Origin of the sequence: Rhodococcus wratislaviensis (assembly GCF_041228765.1) — a bacterium.
Classification (GTDB): Bacteria; Actinomycetota; Actinomycetes; order Mycobacteriales; family Mycobacteriaceae; genus Rhodococcus_F; species Rhodococcus_F wratislaviensis.
In genome coordinates, this window is the sequence record NZ_CP150488.1 from 6,593,537 (window position 1) to 6,616,127 (window position 22,591).

A 22,591-nucleotide genomic window follows, 5' to 3' on the forward strand; every position below is an offset into this window, starting at 1 on the left:
GCACATTTGTTCCTGCCGGAACGCGCACTCCACCGACAGGTCACGGTTTCGGCGAGGGCCGGGGCCCACGCATTGCGCCGTAAACCTATCCGACATCGTCGGCGAACTGGGTGAAATCGCCGCGAACGTCGCGAATAGGACGTAATCCGTGACCCGACCGCAACCCGCAGGTCGAGGCGAGCGCGCCGATCAGAGCGCCAGTTTGGCCAGCATGTCCCGGGCCTTCTCCGCCGACTTCGGCTCGCACAGCACGTCGTACCGTCCGGCGACCAGTTGCATCGTCGACGCGAAGTCCCGGGTCCCCCGCGTCGCCGCGTACGGGATCGTCGTGGAGATCAGCCCGAAAATGATGCCGCCGACGATGCCGACGACGAGCGGCGCCAGGAAACCGCCCGTGACGATGCCCAGCAGCAAACCGAAGAACACGCCGAGCCAGGCACCCGAAACAATGCCCCCGCCAATCACTTTCGCCCAGGTGAGGCGGCCCAGCACCCGCTCGACCTGCATGAGGTTGACACCCACGATGGTGACGTCCTCCACCGAGAATTCCTGATCGGAGAGGTAGTCGACGGCGCGCTGCGCCTCCGCGTAGGTGGGATACGAACCGATGGGCCAGCCCGTGGGGGGTTCCGGCAGAGCCCCACGCCGCGCCCCGTTGGACTGTCCGAGTGGATTCGTCATCGTCAGCTGGTCTCCTCGTGTGGTTCTCTCAGGATCGGTCCTGTGAGAACCATTCTGCCTGCTGAGGCTATTTCTCGTCAGGTCGGACGAACTCGGTGGTCCGTTTCATACCCGCGGCGCGCCCCTTGGCGGAGATCACGAGCGCCATCTTGCGACTCGCCTCGTCGATCATCTCGTCGCCGAGCATGACGGCACCGCGCCCGCCGCCTGCCGCGGAGGTGTGGAACTCGTAGGCGTCCAGGATCAGTTCGGCCCGGTCGTAATCGTCCTGACGGGGGCTGAACACGTCGTTCGCCGCCTCGATCTGGGTGGGATGCAGAACCCACTTGCCGTCGAAGCCCAGCGCGGCCGTGCGCTGCGCCGACCGACGGAACGCCTCCACGTCGCGGATCTGCAGGTAGGGGCCGTCGATGGCCTGCACCCCGTGCGCGCGGGCGGCCATCAGGATGGTCATCAGAATGTGGTGGTAGGCGTCGCCGCGGTCGTAGCCGTCCGGCTGCTCCCCGACGACCAGCGTGCGCATGTTGATGCTCGCCATGAAGTCGGCGGGCCCGAACACCAGGGTCTGCACGCGAGGGCTGGCCGTCGCGATGGCATCGATGTTGGTGAGCCCGATCGCATTCTCGATCTGCGGCTCGATGCCGATCCGGCCGACCTCGAGCCCGTTGGCCTTCTCTATCTGGGTCAGCAGCAGGTCGAGGGCCTGAACATGGCTGGCGTCCGGCACTTTCGGCAGCAGGATCGCGTCGAGATGGGCGCCCGCGCGTCCGACGACCTCGACGACGTCGGCGTACGTCCACTCGGTGGTCCAGTCGTTGACCCGCACCACCTTGATCTGGTCGCCCCACCCGTCCTCGGCGAGCGCCTCGGCGATGGTGCCGCGCGCTTCCTGCTTGGCGAGCGGCGCCACCGCGTCCTCGAGGTCGAGGAAGATCTCGTCCGCGGGCAGCCCCTTCGCCTTGTCGATCATCTTGCGGCTGCTGCCCGGAACGGCGAGCACCGATCGCCGTGGCCTGTAGACGGAACTCATGACGGACGATCCTCCACTTTCGCAGGTGTTCGATTCCCTGTATTTCTGTACAAGGATCTAGCCTGGCAATCATGGCAGCTGCGAACAAGGTTTTTGCAGCCAGGCTGGCCGGCCTGGTGGTGCTCGGCCCCGACGGGGAGTCGATCGGCCGCGTCCGGGACGTCGTGATCACCGCGCGCGTCGGCCGGCAGCAGCCGCGCGTCCTCGGACTGGTCATCGAATTGTTCACGCGCAAACGCATCTTCGTCCCGATGCTCCGCGTCACCGCCATCGAACCGAGCTCGGTGACACTCACCACCGGCAACGTCAGTCTGCGCCGATTCCAGCAGCGGCCCGGCGAGGTACTCGCCCTCGCCCAGGTGGCGGATTCCCACGTGCGCGTGGACGACCCGGAACTCGAGGAACTGCGGGACGCCGACATCATCGTCGTCGATCTGGGCATCGAGCAGACCCGCACCCGGGACTGGGTGGTGTCGAAGGTCGCGGTGCGCGGGCACCGGGGCCGCCTCGGTCGCCGCGCCGCCATGCACGTCGTCGAGTGGCAGCACGTCCAGGGCCTCACGCAGACCGACCTGGCGATGCCCGGCCAGGGCGTCTCGGCACTGCTCACCCAGTTCGAGGGCATGCGCGCGGCCGATGTCGCGAACGCGATGCGGCTCCTGCCGGAGAAACGCCGCCACGAACTCGCCCTCGCACTCGACGACGAACGCCTCGCCGACGTCGTCCAGGAACTACCCTCCGACGACCAGACGGACCTGCTCATGCACCTCGAGGTCGAGCGCGCCGCGGACGTCCTCGAGGCCATGGATCCCGACGACGCCGCCGACCTCCTCGGCGAGCTTCCCGAGACCGAGGCCGAATCGCTGCTGCAGCTGATGGACCCGCAGGACTCCGAGCCGGTCCGCCGGCTGCTCGAGCACTCGCCCGACACCGCGGGTGGTCTGATGACTCCGGAGCCGGTGGTCCTCACCGCGTCGACGACGGTCGCCGAAGCGCTGGCCCGTGCCCGGATCTCGGACGTCACCCCCGCTCTCGCGAGCATGGTGTTCGTCGTCCGCCCACCCACCGCGACGCCGACGGGCCGCTACCTCGGCTGCGTGCACCTGCAGAAGTTACTGCGAGAGCCGCCCGCAAGCCTGGTCGGCGGACTGCTCGACACCGACATGCCGCGGCTGGCACCCGAGGATTCCCTGACGTCGGTGACCCGCTACTTCGCGACGTACAACCTGGTGTGCGGGCCGGTGGTCGACGACGAGGACCATCTGATCGGGGCAGTCACCGTCGACGATGTCCTGGACCATCTCCTCCCCGAGGACTGGCGTGAAGAGGAGATCGACGGATGAGCGAGAAGTCAGCCAGCGCAGCCGCCCGGAGCCTGTCCGACCGGCAGCGCCTCGACACCCCGCGGGGTACCCGCCGCTTCCGGGTCACGTACGACGTGGAGGCCGTCGGGCGGGCCAGCGAGAACTTCGCCCGGTTCCTCGGCACGGGCCGCTACCTGATGATTCAGACGGTGATCGTGATCGTCTGGATCCTCATCAACGTCTTCGCCGTCCGATTGCAGTGGGACCCGTACCCGTTCATCCTGCTCAACCTGGCGTTCTCCACCCAGGCCGCGTACGCGGCGCCGCTCATCCTGCTGGCGCAGAACCGCCAGGAGAACCGCGACCGCGTCTCCCTCGAAGAGGACCGCTCGCGCGCGGAGCAGACGAAGGCGGACACCGAGTTCCTCGCCCGGGAACTTGCGGCTCTGCGCATCGCGATCGGTGAGGTCGCCACCCGCGACTACCTGCGGCGCGAACTCGACGAGATCAAGTCGCTGCTGGGCGACGAGGAAGACACCCGTACCCGGCGCAAATGAGGGTCGGCGAATCCCCGCAAACTCCGGCAGGGTCGATCACGTATATGTAACGTCACTCACATCTTCTCGGATGTATGCGGTGTGCGAAACGAAGAGCACCGCAGGGGGTGATCGAGTGCGGATACGTGGACTGTTGACGGTGACTGCCCTGACAGTGGGCGCAGTTGCCACCCTCGGATCCTCGACCGGCGGTTCTGCAGTCAGCGGCGCATCCGTCGGCACCAGTGCCGTCTCTTCCACCGGCGGGGCGACGACGCTCGGAGCAGCCTCGATCACGCCGGGAACCACGCCCCAGGCCGCGTACTTCCCGCCGTCGGGAATCGTGGCACCCACACCCCGGATCGCGCGGTCCCAGAGGGCTGTTCCCCCGGCGCCCGCGCCCGCGCCGTTGCCCGCGGTGACAAATCCCACATCTCCGACGTCGCCGTCCGGCACCGGGCTCATCGCCGCACCGGTGATCCTGAGCGCTCTGGGCATCCCGGAGATCGTGCTCAACGCGTACCGGTCCGCGGAACTCGAAATGATGGCGGAGTCCCCGAAATGCGGTCTGCCGTGGCATCTGCTGGCCGGTATCGGCCGCATCGAATCGGGTCACGCCGGCGGCGGCCGGACCGACTCGGTCGGCACCACGATCACCCCGATTCTGGGCCCCGTTCTCGACGGCCGGCTGGCGGGCAACGAGGTCATCCGGGACACCGACCGCGGCGCCACGGACGGCGACCCCGGGCACGATCGCGCCGTCGGACCGATGCAGTTCATTCCGTCCACGTGGGCCAAGTACGCCTCCGACGGCAACGCGGACGGCGTGGCCGATCCCAACAACGTGTTCGATGCGACGCTGGCGGCCGCCCGGTACCTCTGCTCGGGCGGTCTCGACCTCCGCGATCCGCTCCAGGAGACCCGCGCGGTCCTGCGGTACAACAACTCTGCTGCGTATGCGGCCAACGTCATCACCTGGTCGAACGCCTACAGGAACGGTGGAACGCCGACGCCGAGCCAGTTGTCGGAGTCGGCCTCGCCCTCCCCCGGACGTCTCGCCGACGCCGCCGCGGCCGAAGCGGACCTCCCACACGATCTCGCGACCACCCCACAGCCATCCACGGACGGTGCGGCCACTCCCACGACGCCCGCTCCGGCCCCGCCGATTCCCGGACTCCCGCCGCTGCCGCAACTGCCCTGTCTGATCTTCTGCCCGCCCGCCGACCCCGGGGCACCGGCATCCGCCACACCCGCCCCGGCCGAACCTGTCCCGGGCGCCCCTCCGGCCGACGCCGTTCCCCGGTAATCACCCCCTCTTCCGCCGCGCGCTCTGCTTGCAGGGCGCGCGGCGGCGCGTTCCGGCGCCTGGGCCCCTGACTGAGCGACCGGCCCATCCGTCCGACACCCGCGGCACGTCCACGTCCTGGCGTGACCTTGCCGTGTTGGTTACCCTCGCTCACGTGCCTTCGGAGTAACGGAACCGTGCGATACAAGTCCGTTTGATCACGGTTGGATAACGGAAACATATCGAATCAGGTAGCCTCGATCCGGTCAGTTGAACGGAACACCCCAAGACGGGGGTCGCAGGAGGCAATCGAGTGGGTCGGCACAACAAGAAGACGGATTCCCATATCCGCCGCAATTCGGTCATCGCGCTTACCGGACTCGTCCCCATCGGACTGATCACCGCAGCCAACACGGCCGGCGCCGCACCCAAGGTCCCTTTCCTTTCCACGAGCTCCTCGTCGGAGGTCGCCGACGTCGCCCAGGAGGCGACCGACACCGCCCCCGAGGCCGCGGAAGCCGTCACCCCCGTGGCCGAGACCGCCGCCGAAGCCGCACCCGCGGCCGAAGCGGCGCCCGCTGCGCCGGCACTCGCACCCGTCCAGGCCACCCCGCCCCTCCCGGCGAGCATCGCCCAGGGCGCGCTCGGCATCCCGTCCATCAGCGTCGCGGCCTACCAGAACGCGGAACGCATGCTCGCCGTCGAACAGCCGGGTTGCGGCATGTACTGGACGCTCATCGCCGGAATCGGCCGCGTCGAGTCCACTCACGCCTACGACGGCAAGGCGGACGACAAGGGCAACATGCTCAAGCCCGTCCTCGGCCCCGTCCTCGACGGCACCCTCGGCGGCAACGCGGTGATCCGCGACACCGACGGTGGCAAGCTGGACGGCGACGCCAACTACGACCGCGCCGTCGGACCCACCCAGTTCCTCCCCGAGACGTGGAATCGTTACGCGGGCGACGGCAACGGCGACGGCGTCGCCGATCCGCAGAACCTCTTCGACTCCGCGCTGACCACCGGAAAATACCTGTGCGACGGCGGATTGAACGTCAAGGATCCGATTCAGGCCGCCAAGGCCGTGCACCGCTACAACAACTCCGCCGCCTACGTGGCCAACGTGCTCGCCTGGTCCGCCGGCTACTCCAGCGGAATCATCCCGGCGGCCGCGGACCTGCCGCGCATCCACTGAGCGCGCATCCTTACCATTGAGTCATGCCAGTCCTGAGCGAGTCCGCTGTACGTAGCGCCCTGGCGCGCGTCCAGGATCCCGAGATCCGGAAACCGATCACCGAACTCGGGATGGTCAAGAGCGTCGACATCGCGTCCGACGACAGCGTCGACATCGCGATCTACCTGACCACCGCAGGTTGCCCGATGCGGACCGAGATCAGCGACCGTGTCACCAAGGCCGTGGCGGACGTTCCCGGTGTCGGTGCGATCCGCGTCGAACTCGACGTGATGAGCGACGAGCAGCGCACCGAACTCCGCAAGTCACTGCGCGGAGACTCGGCCGAGCCCGTCATCCCGTTCGCCCAGCCGGGTTCCCTGACCCGCGTCTACGCGGTCGCGTCCGGAAAGGGCGGCGTCGGCAAGTCCAGTGTCACCGTCAACCTGGCCGCCGCACTCGCCGCCCGCGGACTGTCGGTGGGTGTTCTCGACGCCGACATCTACGGACACTCCGTTCCCCGCATGCTCGGCACCGACGCCAAGCCCACGCAGGTGGAACGCATGATCATGCCGCCCGTGGCACACGACGTGAAGATGATCTCCATCGCCCAGTTCACCCAGGGCAACACCCCGGTCGTGTGGCGTGGCCCGATGCTGCACCGCGCGCTGCAGCAGTTCCTCGCCGACGTCTTCTGGGGCGACCTGGACGTTCTGCTGCTCGATCTGCCGCCCGGCACCGGCGACGTCGCCATCTCCGTCGCACAGCTGATCCCCGGTGCGGAGATCCTCGTCGTCACCACCCCGCAACAGGCGGCCGCCGAGGTGGCCGAGCGCGCAGGCGCCATCGCGCTGCAGACCCGTCAGCGCATCGTCGGAGTCGTCGAGAACATGTCCTGGATGGACATGCCCGACGGCACCCGGATGGACATCTTCGGGTCCGGCGGCGGGCAAGCCGTCGCCGACCGTCTCACCAAAGCTGTGGGCGCGAAGGTTCCGCTGCTGGGGCAGATCCCGCTCGAGCAGGCCGTCCGTGAAGGCGGCGACGGCGGCGTTCCCATCGTCCTCGGCCACCCGGATTCGCCGGCCGCGACGGCACTCGTCGACATCGCGGACAAACTCGCCGTCCGCAAGCGGGGCCTCGCCGGAATGTCGCTGGGGATCGACACCACCCGCCACCTCTAGGCGCCCCGCGCTCGTGCGCCTTTCTGGTTGCTGGAGCAACCAGAAAGGCGCACGAGCCCGAAGGGCCTATGTTGCGTCGAGGTCGATCGGGGGGCGCTCGCCGTTCGCGAGCGGCTTGTTCTGCGGCGGAGTGGGCGTCGACGGATCGGCGCTGACGGCCTTCGTCCCCGACTTGTCGAACGACACCGGACTCGGCTTGTCGAAGTTGCCGGTGAGAATCGAATCGTCACCGTCGAGCAGGTGTTTGGTGATGACCGCGCGCGGTGTCATGCCGCGCAGCTGATTGAGGTCCGACAGCGGCTTGCGCAGATCCTCGAACTCCGGACCGAGCTCGTCCTTGAGCTGCTGGCTGGCGCCGCTCGCATACTCACGGACCTGCCTCAGTGATTTCGTTACCCAGCTGACCGCACCCGGAAGCCGCTCGGGTCCCAAGATGACCAGAGCCGCGACGAGGAGGACCATGAACTCGCCCCAACCAATGTTGCCGAACACGTGGTCAGCCTACTGTGCGGTGAGGGCGTGTGCCCAGGTGACGGAGCGATCTCACAGCAACCTCTCGAGTCAATCGGAGGCCGGGGTCACGTCGACATCGACGAGCCGGCCCTCGCGGATCAGCTGAACCCGGACGGGTTCGCCGATCTTCTGCAGGTTGACGGCGACGACCAGTTCGTCGGCGCTGGTGACCGTGCGGTCGCCGACCTTGACGATCACATCGTTCTCGACGATCCCGGCCCGCGCGGCCGGGCTGTCCGAACGGACATTGGCCACCTGGGCGCCGCTGGTGTCGTCGTTGACGACGGTGCGGGCGTTGACGCCGATGTCCGGGTGGTGCATCCGGCCGTCCCGGATGAGGGTCTGAGCGACCGTCGTGACGTCGTCGATGGGAATCGCGAAGCCGAGACCCACCGAGCCACCGGACTCGCTGAGCATGGCGGTGTTGATGCCGATCACCCGGCCGGTGTCGTCGACGAGCGCGCCGCCCGAGTTGCCGTGGTTGATGGCGGCATCGGTCTGGACGGCGTCGATGACGGCGTTCGTGTCGGAGCCCTCGCCGGACAGTCGCATCGGACGGTGCAAGGCGCTGACGATTCCGCGGGTGACGGTCTTGCTGAGCCCGAGGGGCGATCCGACGGCGACGACGTCCTCGCCGACCTGTACGTCCCCGGACTTGCCGAGTTCCGCGACCGTCAGGTTGTCGGCCGCAACCTTGAGTACGGCCAGGTCGGTCTTGATGTCGCGACCGACGACCTGGGCCTCGGCCTTGGTCCCGTCGGAGAAGATGACCTGGATCTTGCCGCCGTCGGGTGCGGTGGCCGCGGCGGAGATGACGTGGTTGTTGGTGACGATGTAGCCGGCGCCGTCGATGACGACACCCGAACCGGTACTGCCCTGGTCGCCGACCGCCACCTGGATCGACACGACGGCGGGCAGCACGGCATCCGCGACCTGCGCTACGGGCGACTGGCCGAGGTCTTCCTCGCCGCCGCCCTGGACGAGGGTGACGCTCTGGCTCGTGAGCGAGCTGCGATCGGCGGTGATCACGGCGGCGAGAAGGCCGCCGACCAGACCGATCGCGAGGGCGATTCCGCCGAGCGCGACGAGCGCCTTCGGCGCCACCTTGCCGCCGAACAGGACCTCGCGGGCGCTGAGCGCCGGGGCGGGCGGGCGGGAATGTTCTTCGGCGTGCAACGCCGGGGAGCCGAGCTCGACGCCGGCGTCGGGATCACGCCAGGGGTCGGCGGGCGGTGCCGCGACCGCCGTGGTCGCGGGCTTCTCGTGGGGATCACGCTGAATGGTGTCGACCTCGCCGTCGGGCCGGCCGAACGCCTCCGCCAGCACGGGGTCGGGGGCACCGACCTTCACCGAGGGTTCACTCTCACGCCGGGCGTCCGACGGGGCGAAAGAACCGGTGACGCCACCGGGCCGGCCGAACGCGCGGCTGGACGCTGCGTCGATCTTCGGCCGGTAGACGGGCCTCGGATCGAGTCGTGGGGCGTCCGCCGGGCGCAGCGTGCCCGACTCGTCCGCCACGGGACCGTCGGGTGCCGTCGTGTCGGAACCCGGAGTCTTGTAATCCGCCGTCACGCTGTCGTGTCCCCCTCGTGTGCGTCAGTCACGCGCCCCAGTATCACCGATGCCCCGCTGAGCACGGACACCGCCGTCGTCGGTCCGGATGCGCTCAACGGCGCCGGCGCCGGGACCAGATCCGGCTCGTGATCGAGTACGCGCTCGTGAGCGGTGAATCCGGGGTGTGGGAGTCGAACGGGGACTTGTCGGCGGGATCGCCCTGGTTGCAACTGGGGATCTGGCTCAGCAGGCCGAGGAGGCCGGACGGCATGGCGACGTCGCCGCTGCGGCGGAGGGCACGCCGGGCCTGCTGCTGCGAGTCCACCTCGAATGCGCACTCGGGACAGATCGACAGGTGGTGGGCGGCGCGCAGATAAGCGGACATGCGGAGTTCACCGTCGACGAAGGCGGCGATCGCCTCACTCGCCAGGTGTTCGGTGGAGCCAAACTGGCGAGGTACACGCCCCTGCGTCATTCGTCCCTCCTGGTAACTACCCGACGCCGATCTGATCGGAGTCAACCTTTCCGTTCACAGCCAGATGCTCACGCAGAGCCTGCCTGCCGCGGTGAATGCGGCTACGCACGGTTCCGAGCTTCACACCCAGTGTGGCACCGATCTCCTCGTAGGACAGTCCTTCGATGTCACACAGCACGACCGCGGCGCGAAACTCCGGGGCCAACGAGTCGAGCGCTGCCTGCAGATCCGCGTCCAGGCGGGCGTCGTGATAGATCTCCTCGGGGTTCGGCCCGTCGGCCGGGACCCGATCGTAGTCCTCCGGAAGCGCCTCCATGCGGATGCGGTTGCGACGGCGGACCATGTCGAGGAAGAGGTTGGTGGTGATGCGGTGCAGCCAGCCCTCGAACGTGCCGGGCTGGTAATCGGACAGGGAACGGAACACGCGGATGAACGTGTCCTGAGTGAGGTCCTCGGCGTCCTGCGCGTCGCCCGACAGCCGGTACGCCAGTCGGTAGACTCGGTCGCCGTGCTCGCGGACGAGTTCGTCCCAGGACGGCATGGCGGACTTCTCGCCTGTGGCATCGAACACAGCGGTGCCCGTCAGCTCGGCGTCCGACAGCTGCTCGTCGGTGTTTCTCTCGTCTGGAGCCATCGTGTTGTTGCTCATCGAGTTAAGTGGATCCTCCTACTCAGGACCGCAGATCACTGGACGTGGTATAGGCGTCAACTCCCGAGGGCCGGGATTTGTTCCCGGATTCTCGGACTTTCCTCCGTCGTCGTGATCTCCCCGCCGGGCGGTCTTCGGATCTGGCGTTGGACATACTCTTTCCCACCGCGATATGTGTGCGGTGTGAGCAAGCTGAGGTATTCCTGAGAATCGCGGCCGGGCAGGTCGCGGCATTGTTGTCGAGCGCGCCTCGCAGCGGCGATGACGAGACCCCGATAGCCTCATGTGCGTGCAGACAAACGCCGAACGGATACTCACCCACGCAGAAGGGGCTGTCCGTGAAGACGAGGCCCTCGGTGCGGCCAGGGAGCGGGCGGACGACCTCGGTGCCGGACCGGTACCTCCCGCGGTCGGTGCTGCTCTAGCCCTGTTTGCCCGCATGCTGGACGCCAAGACGGTCGTCGAGGTCGGCACCGGCGCGGGTGTGAGCAGTTTGTGGCTGCTCCGGGGCATGCGCGAGGACGGCGTCCTCACCACCATCGACAGTGAACCCGAGCACCAGCGGGCCGCCAAGCTGTCGTTCCGGACCAATGACATCGCACCCGCCCGGACCCGGCTGATCAACGGCCGTGCGCTCGACGTCCTGCCGCGGCTCGCCGACGGGGCGTACGACCTGGTGTTCGTCGACAGCGCACCGGTCGATCACCCGCACTACGTCCGCGAAGGGGTTCGCCTGCTGCGTCCGGGCGGCGCCATCGTGCTGCACAACGCCCTGCACGGCGGCCGGGTCGTCGACCCGAGCCAGCGTGACGCGGCGACCGTCGCCGTCCGCGAGGCCGCGAAGGCGCTCGCCGAGGACGACCAGCTGATCCGCGTGTTCCTGCCGATCGGCGACGGCCTGCTCTGCGCATCCAAACTCTGAGAGCCCCGTCCCCGGGGCCCTCCCGCTAGATCCAGACGCCCTTGCCGATGGCGACGACGCCGCCGTTACTGACGGCGAACCGTTGCTTGTCGCGCTCGAGGTCGACTCCGATGATCTCGCCGTCGCCGACGACCACGTTCTTGTCGAGGATCGCGCGGCGCACGACGGCGCCCTTGCCGATGCGCACACCCGGCATGAGGACACTGCCCTCCACCGTCGCGCCGCTGTCGACCATCACGTTGGAGCTGAGCACCGAGTTGCGCACCGTGGCCGCCGACAGGATGCACCCGGCCCCGACCACGGACTCCTGCGCGAGGCCGCCCTGCACGAACTTGGCCGGCGCCAGGTTCTCCGTCTCACCGCGGATCGGCCACCGGCGGTTGTAGAGGTTGAAGATGGGGTGGACCGACACGAGATCCATGTGTGCGTCGTAGAACGCGTCGAGCGTTCCCACGTCGCGCCAGTAGCCGCGGTCGCGGTCGGTGGCGCCGGGAACGATGTTGTCCTTGAAGTCGTACACGGACGCCTCGCCCGCCTCGACGAGCGCGGGGATGATGTCGCCGCCCATGTCGTGGTCGGAGTCGGAGTTCTCCGAGTCGGCCCGGATGGCGTCGACCAGCACCTTGGTGGTGAACACGTAGTTACCCATCGACGCGAACGTCATGTTGGGGTCGTCCGGGGTTCCCGGCGGATGCGCCGGCTTCTCGAGGAACTGGACGATGCGGCCCGACTCGTCGCTGTCGATACAGCCGAACGCGAACGCCTCGCTGCGCGGCACCCGGATCCCGGCCACCGTCACCCCGGCACCCGACTCGATGTGATGCTGCACCATCTGTTCCGGGTCCATCCGGTACACGTGGTCGGCACCGAACACCACGATGTACTCGGGATCCTCGTCGTAGACGAGGTTCAGCGACTGCAGGATCGCGTCCGCACTACCGGTGTACCAGCGCGGGCCCAGACGTTGCTGCGCGGGAACGGGAGTGATGTATTCACCCGCGAACCCGGACAGTCGCCACGTCTGAGAGATGTGGCGGTCCAACGAGTGCGACTTGTACTGCGTCAGAACACACAGGCGGAGGTATCCCGCATTGACCAAATTGCTGAGCACGAAATCGATCAGCCGGTAGGCGCCTCCGAAAGGCACAGCGGGCTTCGCCCGATCCGCGGTGAGCGGATAGAGACGTTTGCCCTCGCCGCCGGCGAGCACGATTCCAAGCACATGTGGCTGGCTCCTCACCCTGTCAACCTATCGGGCGGCCACTCCCCCCGCCAGCGAAGCGCCGAGTCACCGTTTCTCCGATACCTGAATGTGTCCGAGAGCGGTGGCCCGAAGCCGTCCGGACGGTTACGTTAGGCCGGTGCGGGTGGCGATGATGACCAAGGAATACCCACCGGAGATCTATGGCGGTGCGGGTGTACACGTCACCGAACTGGTTGCTCAGTTGAAGCAGCTGTGTGAGGTGGACGTGCACTGTATGGGCGCTCCGCGCGTCGGAGCGGTCGTGCACACGCCCGACCCCGCGTTGGCCGGGGCCAATCCGGCACTCGCGACGCTGTCCGCCGAATTGCGCATGGCGGACGCCGCGACCGGCGCCGACGTCGTGCACTCCCACACCTGGTACACCGGCCTGGCGGGCCATCTGGCGTCCGCGTTGTACGACGTGCCCCACATCCTCACCGCCCACTCCCTCGAGCCGCGGAGGCCGTGGAAGGCGGAGCAGCTGGGCGGCGGCTACCGCATCTCCTCGTGGTCCGAGCGCAACGCCGTCGAGCATGCCGACGCGGTGATCGCCGTGAGCGCCGGGATGCGCCTCGACGTCCTCGACGCGTATCCGTTCGTCGACCCGCACCGGGTCCACGTGGTGCGCAACGGGATCGACACGTCGGTCTGGCACGCGGGCCCCGCAGGTCCGAGGGACTCCGCCCTCGCGAAGATCGGCGTCGACCCGGACCAGCCGATGGTCGCGTTCGTCGGCCGTATCACCCGGCAGAAAGGCGTCGGTCATCTGATCGCCGCAGCACACCACTTCGCGCCCGAGATCCAGTTGGTGCTGTGCGCGGGAGCCCCCGACACCCCGGAGATCGCCGCCGAGACCGAGCAGGCCGTGGCCGCGCTCGCGGCGCACCGGGGCAACGTGTTCTGGGTGCGGGAAATGCTCCCCACCGACCAGGTGCGGGAGATCCTGTCGGCCGCAACCGTCTTCGTGTGCCCGTCCGTGTACGAGCCGTTGGGGATCGTGAACCTCGAGGCCATGGCCTGCGAGACCGCGGTCGTGGCGTCCGACGTCGGTGGTATCCCCGAGGTGGTGGAGGACGGGGTGACCGGCCGTCTGGTGCACTACAACTCGTACGAGCCCGAGGCGTTCGAACAGGCGCTGGCCGAGGCGGTCAACGCAATCGCCGCCGACGTCGGCACAGCCCAGGCGATGGGCAAGGCCGGACGGGCGCGGGCGATCGCCGAGTTCTCCTGGGCGGCCATCGCGCAGCAGACCCTCGACGTCTATCAGGACGCGCTGTCCCGGCGCTGACCGAGGAGCTCAGAGCCGGGCGTAGGTGGACACCGTCACCGACGCCGTCACCGGATACTCCTGCGGCAGCGCCGCGATGGAGGACGCGAGCCGGTCGGGGGTGACGTGCCGCGCGGACGGCCCCATCCCGACGAGCCGGGCCACGTCGAGGTGCGACAACGACATCGGGTACTCCACCGCTACGTGGCCGGTGCGCTCGAACCGCCCGGACATCGCCGCCCCGAGCCGTTCGACCTTCCGGTCGTCCACCCGGACCATTCCGAGCAGGTCCACGAGCTCCCCCAGGTGCCGCTCCGTGGGGGTGAGGACCACCAGGGAGCCGCGCTCGGCGAGCACCCGGTGCGCCTCGTCGGCGTTGCGCGGCGCGAACACGCACAGGACGTGGCTGAGCACGTGGTCCCGCACCGGAAGGTGTTGCCACACGTCGGCAACCACCGCTCCGGCGCGGGGGTGTGCCTTGGCGATGCGCCGGGCCGCGTACTTGGACACGTCGAGGCCGATCCCCCGGCCCCTCGGGACGGCGTCGAGCACGCGCGCCAGGTAGTGGCCTGTGCCCGCGCCGATCTCGAGGATCCGGGGATCGTCGCCGGGCCCGGTGCCCGCCACCACCGCATCGGCGACAGCGTCCATCAGCGGGTCGAAGCTGCCGCCGCCGAGGAAGTCTGCACGTGCGGCGATCATTTCGGGGCTGTCGCCGTCGAACTTGCCACCGGCCCCGGTCATCAGGCTCACGTAACCCTGCCGCGCCACATCGAAGGTGTGGCCCTGGTCGCACAGGATCGCGCCTTCGTCGAGTTCCACGCGGGACCGGCACTGCGGGCACGCCAGCAGGTCGGTCACATCGGCCAGCACGAACGTTCGCCTCCCGGTTCCGGACACGGAACAGGCCCCGCACCGAGAACGGCGACGGGGCCTGCCCTGTGAGGTTCTCTCCGCACTCGACTAACTGGTGACGCCCTTGAGCTCTTCACCGAGTGCGGCAGCTTCCTCCGGGGTGAGCTCGACAACCAGACGTCCACCACCCTCGAGCGGAACCCGCATGACGATTCCTCGTCCCTCTTTGGTTGCTTCGAGGGGACCGTCCCCGGTCCGGGGCTTCATGGCCGCCATCCTCTGCTCCCTCCAGATCTGCGCTGCCTGCTTGCGCCTCGACAAATTTTGGCACCCCGCCAACACTCGGCGAGGCTTGTGACATCCATTCTTCCCTATGGACACGAGTACCGGGAACCTGAGTCACAAATAGGCAGGTCCACCGGCAGTTCAGGCAGTGATCGGGACCCAGCAGGCGGCCACGTGGTCGTCCACCATCCCAGTGGCCTGCATGAGTGCATAAGCAGTGGTAGGGCCCACAAACGTGAACCCTCGGCGCTTCAATTCCTTCGCCATCGCGGTGGATTCCGGTGTGACGGCCGGGACGTCGTTCACGGTGGCCAGGCGGCTCGGGCGCGGCGGCGGGGCGAACGACCACAGCAGGGTGTCCAGGTCGGTGTCCGACAACTCGAGGAGGGCCCGCGCATTGCTCACCGACGCCTCGATCTTGGCCCGGTTCCGCACGATCGACGAGTCCTCGAGCAGGCGCGCCACGTCCCGTTCCGTGTACCGCGCCACCGCCTCCGGATCGAACCCGGCGAACGCGGCCCGGAAGGCCTCCCTCTTGCGGAGAATGGTGATCCACGACAGTCCCGACTGGAACGCTTCGAGGCACAGCCGTTCGTACAACTCGTCACGGCCGTGCAACGGACGACCCCATTCGAGGTCGTGGTAGTCCCGGTACAGCCGGGACCCGTCGGTGTCGACCGCCCACGCGCACCGCACGCGGTCCTCGACGGGCGTCACGAGGCGTCACCCGGCCGCTCGGACGCGGCTTCGAACGCCGCCAACTGCTCACGCAGCGAATCGATTTCACGTCCCAGCCGGGACAGCGCCCAGTCGACCTCGCTGGCCTTGTAACCCCGCAGCGTCTGCTGGAAGCGCAACGCCTCCACGTCGGCGCCCGTCACACCTTCGGCGGGCAGGGCCGTGAGTGTGGTGCCGGGCGGCAGGGGCGCGAGTTCCTCGGAACGGCCGAACACCGCACTGGCGGCGAGGAACAGCATCGCGCCGACGAACGCCATGACGAGCAGATAGAGCAGGGCTGTCACCATGCCCCGATCCTGTCACGGACGTCCGACAGCAACCTCCCTCAGGGGCGCGCGGTCAGGGGCACACCGTGTTCATCGGCGGGCGATCGGCCAGCGCGACGTCCGTCGTCGTCGGAACGAAGGAGTCGCCGTCCACCAGGAACTGGGTCAGACCCGCCCCGGAATCCGGCACCCCGCAGCGCCGCATCATCGTGCCGATGATCTGCCTGCTCATCACCCCGAGTTCGGACAGCGGGCGGTTGCGGTGCTTGCGCACCCCCAGATTGACCTGGCCGATCGCACCGAGTCCGAGACGGTCGTACGTGTCGAGCAGCAGCCCGATCTCGACGCCGTAGCCGGGCGCGAACGGAACTGCCGACAGCAACTCCCGGGTGCCCGCGTACTCACCGCCCAGCGGCTGCAGCACGCACGTCAACTCCGGCCGGAGCGAGGCCAGCATGGGGCGCGCCACGAGTTCGGTCACCCGGCCACCCCCGTTGGCGTCCTCCGTGCCGCTGAGGCGGAGGGGACGGCGGTAGTAGCCCTTCACGAGATGGATGCCGTCGGCCGTCAACAGCGGTCCCAGCAGTTTCGGGACGAAGGCCGGATCCGGGTTGATGAGATCCGAGTCGACGAAGGCGATGAGGTCACCGGTGCTCGCGGCGACGGAACGCCACAGCACCTCGCCCTTGCCCGCTACCGGCGGGAACGCCGGCACCGCCTCCTCCCGGCTGATGACGGTGGCGCCCGCGGCGCGTGCGCGTTCCGCCGTCAGGTCCGTCGATCCGGAATCGAGGACGATCAACTCGTCCACCAGGCCACCGAGCAGCGGGTGGATCGTGTCCACCACCGCGGCGACGGTCTCCTCCTCGTTGAGCGCGGGCAGGACCACCGACACGGTGCGCCCGGCCTTGGCCCGTTCGAGTTCGGCGATGCTCCACGACGGCTGGTCCCAGCTGTTCGCCTCGGCCCAGCTGCGTGGGGTTCGCTCCTCCGCCACCATCGTGCGGGCCGCCCGGGCCCCCACGGCACTCATGCCAGCCCCCGCACGGTGCGGGACGGTGCGCGCCGGCCTTGAATCGCGGCCACCATGTCCACCACTCGACGCGTGGGGGCAACTTCGTGGACACGGAAGACACGGGCGCCTCCTGCGGCGGCCATCGCTGTCGCTGCCAATGTTCCCTCCAACCGCTCGACGAGATCTACCCCTAGAGTCTCCCCGACGAAGTCCTTGTTGCTCAGCGCCATGAGCACTGGCCATCCGGTATTTACAAGATCTTCCACTCGCCGCAACAACTCGAGCCCGTGGTAGGTGTTTTTCCCGAAATCGTGGGTCGGATCGATGAGGATCGAGTCGGCGGGCACACCCAGCCGGGCCGCGTTCTCGGCGGCCGACACGACTTCCGCGAGGACGTCCGCGACGACGTCGGTGTAGCGGACACGGAACGGCCGGGTCCGCGGGACCGCTCCCCCGGTGTGGGAACAGACGATGCCTGCGCCCGTCTCCGCGGCCACCTCGACGAGCGCAGGGTCGGCGCCTGCCCACGTGTCGTTGATGAGATCGGCGCCCTCGGCGACGGCCAGCCGGGCCACGTCGCTGCGCCAGGTGTCGACGCTGATGAGCAATTCCGGATAGCGCTCGCGGATCGCGGCCACGAACGGCACCACCCGCCGGGTTTCTTCCGCCGAGTCGACGACGTCACCCGGTCCGGCCTTCACACCCCCGATGTCGACGAGGTCGGCCCCCTCGTCCACAGCCCGCTCGACCGCCGACATGGCAGCGGAGTCGGTGAACGTGGCACCGCGGTCGTAGAACGAATCGGGTGTCCGGTTCACGATGGCCATCACGAGCGCTCGATCGACCGCCACGGGGCGCCCGCACAGCGTGGGCGACGGGTGGTCGGGCGCGGGCGGTACGTCTGTCTCGGCCATGTCCCCAATATTGGCACGCAGCACTATCGAAACCACCCGTGAGTACTTGTTAACCGCGGGCGGTTTGTTGAGTCTGGGGACATGTGAGACAGATGATGTCTACCCAGATGTGAGACACGCTGCCGTCGACGAGGTGTGAGGCACCTGACTGGTCGTGAACTTGGTTCATGACCGGAACGGATGCCGTCATGGACCTGCTACACGCCCTGCTGGTGCTCGCCCACGCCACCGGCGCCGACATGTTCGACGGGAACTTCGCCCGCTGGTGCGCCGACCACGGGATCTCCCGCGCCACCGCCTACCGACACAAGAAACGGATCGAGGAGGAGGGCCGGTGGACCACCCGGTCCCGCCGGCCCACCTCCTGCCCACACGCCACCCCACTACCGGTCGAGATCGAAATCGTCCGGCTTCGCCTGAACCTGCCCCACCACGAGCGCGGCGCCGACACCATCGCCTACCACCTGCAGGCCGTCGCCGACAAACACCACTGGGCCGCCGAGGGCTGGACCATCCCGTCCCGGGCCACGATCAACACGATCCTCTCCCGCTACGACCTGGTGATCCCGGAACCGAAGAAACGCCCGAAATCGTCGTACCGCCGGTTCTGCTACCGCAACCCCCGCGACTGCTACCAGATCGACGCCACCCAGGTCCGGTTGGCCACCGGCGAGAAGGTCGTCGTCTTCGAGGTCCTCGACGACTGCACCCGCACCCTGGTCGCCACCCGGGTCGCGGACGCCGAAACCGCCGCCGGGGCGATCGCGGCGATCACCGCCGCGTTCACCGGCTTCGGGATCCCGGCGTTGGTGCTCGCCGACAACGGCAGCGCGTTCACCTCCCGCCGCACCAAGGGCGGCATCTCCGGCTTCACCCGGGTCGTGGAGCAGGCCGGGGCCCGGCTGATCCACTCCACCCCGTATCACCCGCAGACCTGCGGGAAGGTCGAACGCCACCACCGCACCTTCAAGCAATGGTTGGCCGCACGGCCCACCACCGCGGCCACCACCACCGAACTGCAGCAACTGTGCGAGACCTACCAGCGGTTCTACAACACCGAACGCCCGCACAGCGCCGTCAAGATGCCACCGCTGCAGGCCTGGCGGAATGCGGCGATCCACGGTGGGCCACAGCACCTTCCGATCCAACACGACGCCACCGTGCACGCCCTCGTCGTCTCCTCCACCGGCACCGTGTGCGTCGACTCCCGCGCCCGCCTGAGCGTCGGCCGAAAGATGGCCGGACAGACCGTCACCCTGCTGCGCGACGACGACCACGTCACCGCCTACACCACCGACGGCGACGTGATCGGCCACCTACACCTCGACCACACCAAGCGCTACCAAGGCAAACTCCGCCCCGCCTAAAATCTGTCTCACATCTACGTAGACACCCGTGTCTCACATCTACGTAGACAGCACAAACCGCGGGCGGTTAACAAGTACTCACGGGCGGCGTAGCCGCATTACCCCTTCGGCAGCGAACCCTTCGCCACTTCGTCGACGTAACCGTCGTACGAGGGCTTGTAGCCGTCGCCGCGCCCGGACAGCACGTGCAACGTGTCGGTGTCCTCGACGTCGTAGCCCTCCTTGCGGAGTTCCACCTTGCGGCTCTTGAACGTCGATGTCTGTTCCAACGAGTCGACGACGCGGACGAACAGCGGCACCGCGTACGACGGCAGCCGCTGGAACAGCAACTCGGCGACGTCGGAGCCGTCGAACTTCTCGTTCTCGTGCAACGTCACCGCGGCCATCCCGGCGCGACCGTCGGTCCCGGGGATCTCGACGCCGTAGACGACGGCGTGCTCGACCGCGGGATGCGCGAGGAGTGCGCCCTCGACCTCGGTGGTCGCGACGTTCTCCCCCTTCCAGCGGAACGTGTCGCCGAGCCGGTCGACGAACGCGACGTGCGACCAGCCCTGGCGGCGCACCAGGTCTCCGGTGTCGAACCAGCAGTCGCCGTCGTCGAAGCCGTCGCGGACGAGCTTCTTGTCGGTGGCCTCCTCGTCGGTGTATCCGTCGAACGGCGCCCGGTCCGTCACCTTCGACAGCAGCAGGCCGACGTCGCCGGTGCGCACCTTCCGCAGCTTGCCGTCGGAGTGCCGCCGGGGCGATCCGCTGTCCTCGTCGTACTCGACCACGGCGTGCGGCAGGGGGCAGATGCCTGCCGTCCGGTCGACGTTGAGGGCGTTGACGAACGCGATGTTGCACTCGCTGCCGCCGTAGAACTCGGCCACCCGGGAGATCCCGAACCTGGTGGTGAACTCGGACCAGATCTCCGGACGGAGACCGTTCCCGACCATCAGCCGGATGGAGTTGTCGCGGTCGCCGGGCTGCTCGGGCTGGTTCAGCAGGTACCGGCACAGCTCACCGATATAGGTGAACGCGGTGGCCCGGTTCAGTTCGACGTCGGCCCAGAACTTGGACGCCGAGAACTGCTTGCCCAGTGCGAGCGTCGCACCCGACCCGAGCACCGAGGACAGGGACACCGTCAGCGCGTTGTTGTGATAGAGCGGCAGGCAGCAGTAGAGGACGTCGCTTCCGCGCAGCCGGACCCCCATGTTGCCGAGTCCGGACATGCTCTTGAGCCAGCGGAAGTGGCTCATCAGGCTGGCCTTCGGCAGTCCCGTGGTGCCGGAGGTGAAGATGTAGAACGCTTTCTCCCGGGCCTGGATCTGCTCGCACACCTCGGGGTCGCCGTCTCCGGCCTTCTCGGCGAGGCGGTCGAGGTCGTCGAAGTACAGCACCGAGGGCACGGCGGGCGGTTCGTCGAGCGAGTCCATGGCCTCGCCGCACGCCTCGGACACCACCAGGACCTGGCTGTCGAGCAGCGAGATGCTGTGCGCGAGCACGTCTCCGCGCTGGTTGTGGTTCAGCATCCCGGCGGCGGCCCCGAGCTTGACCGCGGCGAGTGCGATGAGCAGCGTCTCGGGCGAGTTCTTGCCCAGGATCCCGACGACGTCCCCGCGTGCCACTCCGAGGTCGGCGAGCACGTGGGCGTAGCGGTTCACGCGGATGTTGGCATTCCGGTAGCTCAGCGATTCGCCCTCGAACCGCAGGAACGTGCGGCGCGGGTGCGCTGCGGCAGCGCGCTGGAAGACGAGGCCGATCGACTCCTTCGCGTCGGGGGTCCGGATCAGGCCGAGGACCCCCTTCGCCATGATCGGCAGCTCCGGAATCATGGCCGGCAGCCGCTTCGCGAGGTCGACCACCCCGATCGTCGAACGAGCTTCAGAACGCATGACATCCCCTCAGGCCTGCAGTATGAGTCAGGTCACCTTACTGCACGGTAACAACGTGCGCCACGACGCGGACCGGACGGCGCCTCAGGAGACGCAGGCGTCCAGCGCCTCCGCGACATCGGTCCGGACGAGCAGCCTGTCGAGGGCGCGCTGCGCCACGAAACCGCCGCCCCGCAGTCCGTCGAGCCAGTCGAGCAGGCCCGTGTAGTGACCGTGCGGATCCAGGAGGACCACCGGTTTCTCGTGCATGCCGAGATAGCCCGCGGTCCACGTTTCGAACAGCTCCTCGAGCGTACCGATACCGCCGGGCAGCGTGACGAACGCGTCGGCCCGGTCCTCCATGATCTGCTTGCGCTGGCGCATGGTGTCCGTGACCACCAGCTCGTCCGCGTCGACGTCGGCGACCTCCCTGTGCACCAGGGCTTTCGGGATGACACCGACAGTGGTCGCCCCGGCGGCGCGGGCGGCCTCGGCGACCGCGCCCATCATCGAGACGTTGCCGCCGCCGGACACGAGTTGCCAACCGCGCTTACCGATTTCGGCGCCGACCTGGGCCGCGAGTTCCAGGAAGTGGTCGTCCACGGGGCCGGACGCACAGTAGACGCACACCGAGAATGTCTGTGTCGGAACAGTTTCCGGCATCACCACTGGTCCTCCGTCCCGAGCAGGGCAGCTTCGTCGACACCCTGCTGCGACCGTATGACGATCTGCACCGCTTCCTCCACATCGTCCGTGACGTGCAAGAGGTTGACGTCACCTTCCGAGATCTTGCCGCTGCGTTGGAGAGTTCCTCGTAACCAGTCCACGAGCCCGGACCAGTACTCGGTGCCGAACAGGACGATCGGGAATCTCGTGACCTTCCGTGTCTGCACCAGAGTCAGCGCCTCGAACAGCTCGTCGAGCGTCCCGAACCCGCCGGGCAGGCAGATGAACGCCTGCGAGTACTTCACGAACATCGTCTTGCGCGCGAAGAAGTAGCGGAAGTTGATGCCGAGGTCGACCCACTCGTTCAGGCCCTCCTCGAACGGCAGCTCGATACCGAGGCCGATGGAGTAACCACCCGATTCGCTGGCACCGCGGTTGGCCGCCTCCATGACGCCGGGACCGCCGCCGGTCATGACGGCGTAGCCGGCCTCGGCCAGGCGCGCACCCAGCGCTCGTCCCGCCTCGTACTCGGGGTGACCGTCCGGTGTGCGAGCGGAACCGAAGACGGTGACCGCGCGCGGCACCTCGGCCAGGGCACCGAACCCCTCGATGAACTCGCTCTGGATCCGCAGTACCCGCCAGGGGTCGGTGTGCACCCAGTCGGTCGAGCCCCGCCCGTCGAGCAACCGCTCGTCGGTGGTGGTGGTGTCGTCCTTGCGGGCGCGCCTCAACTGCACCGGACCCCGGTGCTTCACGGACGAGGACTTCCGGCCGTGAGTGTTCTTCTCGGGTGCCATGCGCCCCAGGCTAGCGGGTGGCCC

General features: G+C 68.2%; 24 protein-coding genes. 8 read left to right on the top strand and 16 right to left on the bottom strand.

The genetic code is table 11. The features are described 5' to 3' along the window. Window positions 1–189: 189 nt before the first annotated feature. A complete protein-coding gene (locus tag WKC72_RS30520; RefSeq protein ID WP_005239275.1) occupies window positions 190–681 on the bottom strand; it encodes a general stress protein in 492 nt (163 codons plus the stop codon). 67 nt (window positions 682–748) lie between these two features. Then, window positions 749–1,711 carry a CoA ester lyase gene (locus WKC72_RS30525; protein WP_005573471.1) on the bottom strand — a complete coding sequence of 321 codons (963 nt, stop codon included), beginning with the start codon at window positions 1,709–1,711 and terminating at the stop codon, window positions 749–751. A gap of 71 nt (window positions 1,712–1,782) precedes the next feature. Here WKC72_RS30525 and WKC72_RS30530 point away from each other — a divergent pair, with 71 nt between their 5' ends. The 5 genes from WKC72_RS30530 to WKC72_RS30550 all read left to right on the top strand — a co-directional run bounded on the left by WKC72_RS30530 (window position 1,783) and on the right by WKC72_RS30550 (window position 7,188). Continuing rightward, window positions 1,783–3,054 carry a magnesium transporter MgtE N-terminal domain-containing protein gene (locus WKC72_RS30530; RefSeq protein WP_005264648.1) on the top strand — a complete coding sequence of 424 codons (1,272 nt, stop codon included), beginning with the start codon at window positions 1,783–1,785 and terminating at the stop codon, window positions 3,052–3,054. Next, a complete protein-coding gene (locus WKC72_RS30535; RefSeq protein WP_037244369.1) occupies window positions 3,051–3,572 on the top strand; it encodes a DUF1003 domain-containing protein in 522 nt (173 codons plus the stop codon). Before WKC72_RS30530 ends, WKC72_RS30535 begins: the two co-directional genes overlap by 4 nt. A gap of 115 nt (window positions 3,573–3,687) precedes the next feature. Further along, complete coding sequence (locus WKC72_RS30540; RefSeq protein WP_370180652.1) at window positions 3,688–4,857, top strand: lytic transglycosylase domain-containing protein; 1,170 nt, start codon at window positions 3,688–3,690, stop codon at window positions 4,855–4,857. A gap of 292 nt (window positions 4,858–5,149) precedes the next feature. Beyond that, a complete protein-coding gene (locus WKC72_RS30545; protein ID WP_037244364.1) occupies window positions 5,150–6,028 on the top strand; it encodes a lytic transglycosylase domain-containing protein in 879 nt (292 codons plus the stop codon). A 23-nt stretch (window positions 6,029–6,051) separates the two neighbouring features. Beyond that, the gene (locus WKC72_RS30550) at window positions 6,052–7,188 is read left to right on the top strand and encodes an Mrp/NBP35 family ATP-binding protein (RefSeq protein WP_037244361.1); all 1,137 of its coding nucleotides are present in this window, start codon (window positions 6,052–6,054) and stop codon (window positions 7,186–7,188) included. A 66-nt stretch (window positions 7,189–7,254) separates the two neighbouring features. Here WKC72_RS30550 and tatB read toward each other — a convergent pair whose 3' ends face one another. From tatB to sigE, 4 genes are all read right to left on the bottom strand, one after another. Next, window positions 7,255–7,680, bottom strand: coding sequence for a Sec-independent protein translocase protein TatB (tatB, locus tag WKC72_RS30555; RefSeq protein ID WP_112302131.1), 426 nt, complete (start codon window positions 7,678–7,680; stop codon window positions 7,255–7,257). 69 nt (window positions 7,681–7,749) lie between these two features. Next, a complete protein-coding gene (locus WKC72_RS30560) occupies window positions 7,750–9,273 on the bottom strand; it encodes a S1C family serine protease (RefSeq protein ID WP_370180653.1) in 1,524 nt (507 codons plus the stop codon). A gap of 94 nt (window positions 9,274–9,367) precedes the next feature. After that, window positions 9,368–9,730 (bottom strand): RNA polymerase subunit sigma-70, encoded by a 363-nt coding sequence (locus WKC72_RS30565; protein WP_268791029.1) that lies wholly within the window; start codon window positions 9,728–9,730, stop codon window positions 9,368–9,370. Window positions 9,731–9,746: 16 nt separating this feature from the next. Beyond that, entirely contained in the window at window positions 9,747–10,379 is a 633-nt protein-coding gene (gene sigE, locus WKC72_RS30570; RefSeq protein ID WP_037244349.1) for an RNA polymerase sigma factor SigE, read from the bottom strand. A gap of 283 nt (window positions 10,380–10,662) precedes the next feature. On the opposite strand from sigE, the gene WKC72_RS30575 reads away from it, so the two are divergent. Continuing rightward, a complete protein-coding gene (locus WKC72_RS30575) occupies window positions 10,663–11,301 on the top strand; it encodes an O-methyltransferase (RefSeq protein ID WP_005239255.1) in 639 nt (212 codons plus the stop codon). A gap of 25 nt (window positions 11,302–11,326) precedes the next feature. Here WKC72_RS30575 and glgC read toward each other — a convergent pair whose 3' ends face one another. Next, window positions 11,327–12,541: a glucose-1-phosphate adenylyltransferase gene (glgC, locus tag WKC72_RS30580; RefSeq protein ID WP_005239253.1), complete on the bottom strand. Its 1,215-nt coding sequence runs from the start codon at window positions 12,539–12,541 to the stop codon at window positions 11,327–11,329. A 121-nt stretch (window positions 12,542–12,662) separates the two neighbouring features. Here glgC and glgA point away from each other — a divergent pair, with 121 nt between their 5' ends. Then, complete coding sequence (glgA, locus tag WKC72_RS30585) at window positions 12,663–13,832, top strand: glycogen synthase (RefSeq protein ID WP_037244345.1); 1,170 nt, start codon at window positions 12,663–12,665, stop codon at window positions 13,830–13,832. Window positions 13,833–13,841: 9 nt separating this feature from the next. Here the strand turns inward: glgA and WKC72_RS30590 are convergent, their stop codons facing one another. The 6 genes from WKC72_RS30590 to folP all read right to left on the bottom strand — a co-directional run bounded on the left by WKC72_RS30590 (window position 13,842) and on the right by folP (window position 17,884). After that, the gene (locus tag WKC72_RS30590) at window positions 13,842–14,684 is read right to left on the bottom strand and encodes a putative RNA methyltransferase (RefSeq protein WP_370180654.1); all 843 of its coding nucleotides are present in this window, start codon (window positions 14,682–14,684) and stop codon (window positions 13,842–13,844) included. Between the two features lie 90 nt (window positions 14,685–14,774). After that, on the bottom strand, window positions 14,775–14,942 hold the full coding sequence (locus tag WKC72_RS30595) for a DUF3117 domain-containing protein (RefSeq protein WP_003936084.1): 168 nt from the start codon (window positions 14,940–14,942) through the stop codon (window positions 14,775–14,777). A gap of 150 nt (window positions 14,943–15,092) precedes the next feature. Next, window positions 15,093–15,668 (bottom strand): DNA-3-methyladenine glycosylase I, encoded by a 576-nt coding sequence (locus WKC72_RS30600; protein WP_370180655.1) that lies wholly within the window; start codon window positions 15,666–15,668, stop codon window positions 15,093–15,095. Beyond that, the gene (locus WKC72_RS30605; protein ID WP_128639192.1) at window positions 15,665–15,976 is read right to left on the bottom strand and encodes a DivIVA domain-containing protein; all 312 of its coding nucleotides are present in this window, start codon (window positions 15,974–15,976) and stop codon (window positions 15,665–15,667) included. The genes WKC72_RS30600 and WKC72_RS30605 overlap by 4 nt, the downstream gene beginning before the upstream one ends. A 52-nt stretch (window positions 15,977–16,028) precedes the next feature. Next, window positions 16,029–16,988, bottom strand: a complete 960-nt coding sequence (locus tag WKC72_RS30610) for a glucosyl-3-phosphoglycerate synthase (RefSeq protein WP_011598038.1) — start codon at window positions 16,986–16,988, stop codon at window positions 16,029–16,031. Beyond that, the gene (folP, locus tag WKC72_RS30615) at window positions 16,985–17,884 is read right to left on the bottom strand and encodes a dihydropteroate synthase (protein ID WP_037244335.1); all 900 of its coding nucleotides are present in this window, start codon (window positions 17,882–17,884) and stop codon (window positions 16,985–16,987) included. The genes WKC72_RS30610 and folP overlap by 4 nt, the downstream gene beginning before the upstream one ends. 167 nt (window positions 17,885–18,051) lie before the next feature. Between folP and WKC72_RS30620 the strand changes: the two genes are divergently transcribed. Further along, a complete protein-coding gene (locus WKC72_RS30620; RefSeq protein WP_370180656.1) occupies window positions 18,052–19,251 on the top strand; it encodes a DDE-type integrase/transposase/recombinase in 1,200 nt (399 codons plus the stop codon). A 98-nt stretch (window positions 19,252–19,349) separates the two neighbouring features. On the opposite strand, the gene WKC72_RS30625 is transcribed toward WKC72_RS30620, so the two are convergent. The 3 genes from WKC72_RS30625 to WKC72_RS30635 form a co-directional block, all read right to left on the bottom strand. Beyond that, the gene (locus tag WKC72_RS30625; RefSeq protein WP_370180657.1) at window positions 19,350–21,125 is read right to left on the bottom strand and encodes a long-chain-acyl-CoA synthetase; all 1,776 of its coding nucleotides are present in this window, start codon (window positions 21,123–21,125) and stop codon (window positions 19,350–19,352) included. Window positions 21,126–21,209: 84 nt separating this feature from the next. Next, window positions 21,210–21,767 (bottom strand): TIGR00730 family Rossman fold protein, encoded by a 558-nt coding sequence (locus WKC72_RS30630; RefSeq protein ID WP_037244969.1) that lies wholly within the window; start codon window positions 21,765–21,767, stop codon window positions 21,210–21,212. After that, complete coding sequence (locus tag WKC72_RS30635; RefSeq protein WP_370180658.1) at window positions 21,767–22,567, bottom strand: TIGR00730 family Rossman fold protein; 801 nt, start codon at window positions 22,565–22,567, stop codon at window positions 21,767–21,769. The genes WKC72_RS30630 and WKC72_RS30635 overlap by 1 nt, the downstream gene beginning before the upstream one ends. Between the last annotated feature and the right edge of the window lie 24 nt (window positions 22,568–22,591).

Excerpts from the sequence above, each read along its gene's own strand:
- WKC72_RS30520 (WP_005239275.1), bottom strand. The coding sequence starts at position 681 with ATGACGAATCCACTCGGACAGTCCAACGGGGCGCGGCGTGGGGCTCTG.
- WKC72_RS30525 (WP_005573471.1), bottom strand. The coding sequence starts at position 1,711 with ATGAGTTCCGTCTACAGGCCACGGCGATCGGTGCTCGCCGTTCCGGGC.
- WKC72_RS30530 (WP_005264648.1), top strand. The coding sequence starts at position 1,783 with ATGGCAGCTGCGAACAAGGTTTTTGCAGCCAGGCTGGCCGGCCTGGTG.
- WKC72_RS30535 (WP_037244369.1), top strand. The coding sequence starts at position 3,051 with ATGAGCGAGAAGTCAGCCAGCGCAGCCGCCCGGAGCCTGTCCGACCGG.
- WKC72_RS30550 (WP_037244361.1), top strand. The coding sequence starts at position 6,052 with ATGCCAGTCCTGAGCGAGTCCGCTGTACGTAGCGCCCTGGCGCGCGTC.
- WKC72_RS30565 (WP_268791029.1), bottom strand. The coding sequence starts at position 9,730 with ATGACGCAGGGGCGTGTACCTCGCCAGTTTGGCTCCACCGAACACCTG.
- sigE (WP_037244349.1), bottom strand. The coding sequence starts at position 10,379 with ATGAGCAACAACACGATGGCTCCAGACGAGAGAAACACCGACGAGCAG.
- WKC72_RS30575 (WP_005239255.1), top strand. The coding sequence starts at position 10,663 with ATGTGCGTGCAGACAAACGCCGAACGGATACTCACCCACGCAGAAGGG.
- WKC72_RS30595 (WP_003936084.1), bottom strand. The coding sequence starts at position 14,942 with ATGGCGGCCATGAAGCCCCGGACCGGGGACGGTCCCCTCGAAGCAACC.
- WKC72_RS30605 (WP_128639192.1), bottom strand. The coding sequence starts at position 15,976 with ATGGTGACAGCCCTGCTCTATCTGCTCGTCATGGCGTTCGTCGGCGCG.
- WKC72_RS30610 (WP_011598038.1), bottom strand. The coding sequence starts at position 16,988 with ATGAGTGCCGTGGGGGCCCGGGCGGCCCGCACGATGGTGGCGGAGGAG.
- folP (WP_037244335.1), bottom strand. The coding sequence starts at position 17,884 with ATGGCCGAGACAGACGTACCGCCCGCGCCCGACCACCCGTCGCCCACG.
- WKC72_RS30620 (WP_370180656.1), top strand. The coding sequence starts at position 18,052 with ATGACCGGAACGGATGCCGTCATGGACCTGCTACACGCCCTGCTGGTG.
- WKC72_RS30625 (WP_370180657.1), bottom strand. The coding sequence starts at position 21,125 with ATGCGTTCTGAAGCTCGTTCGACGATCGGGGTGGTCGACCTCGCGAAG.
- WKC72_RS30630 (WP_037244969.1), bottom strand. The coding sequence starts at position 21,767 with ATGCCGGAAACTGTTCCGACACAGACATTCTCGGTGTGCGTCTACTGT.
- WKC72_RS30635 (WP_370180658.1), bottom strand. The coding sequence starts at position 22,567 with ATGGCACCCGAGAAGAACACTCACGGCCGGAAGTCCTCGTCCGTGAAG.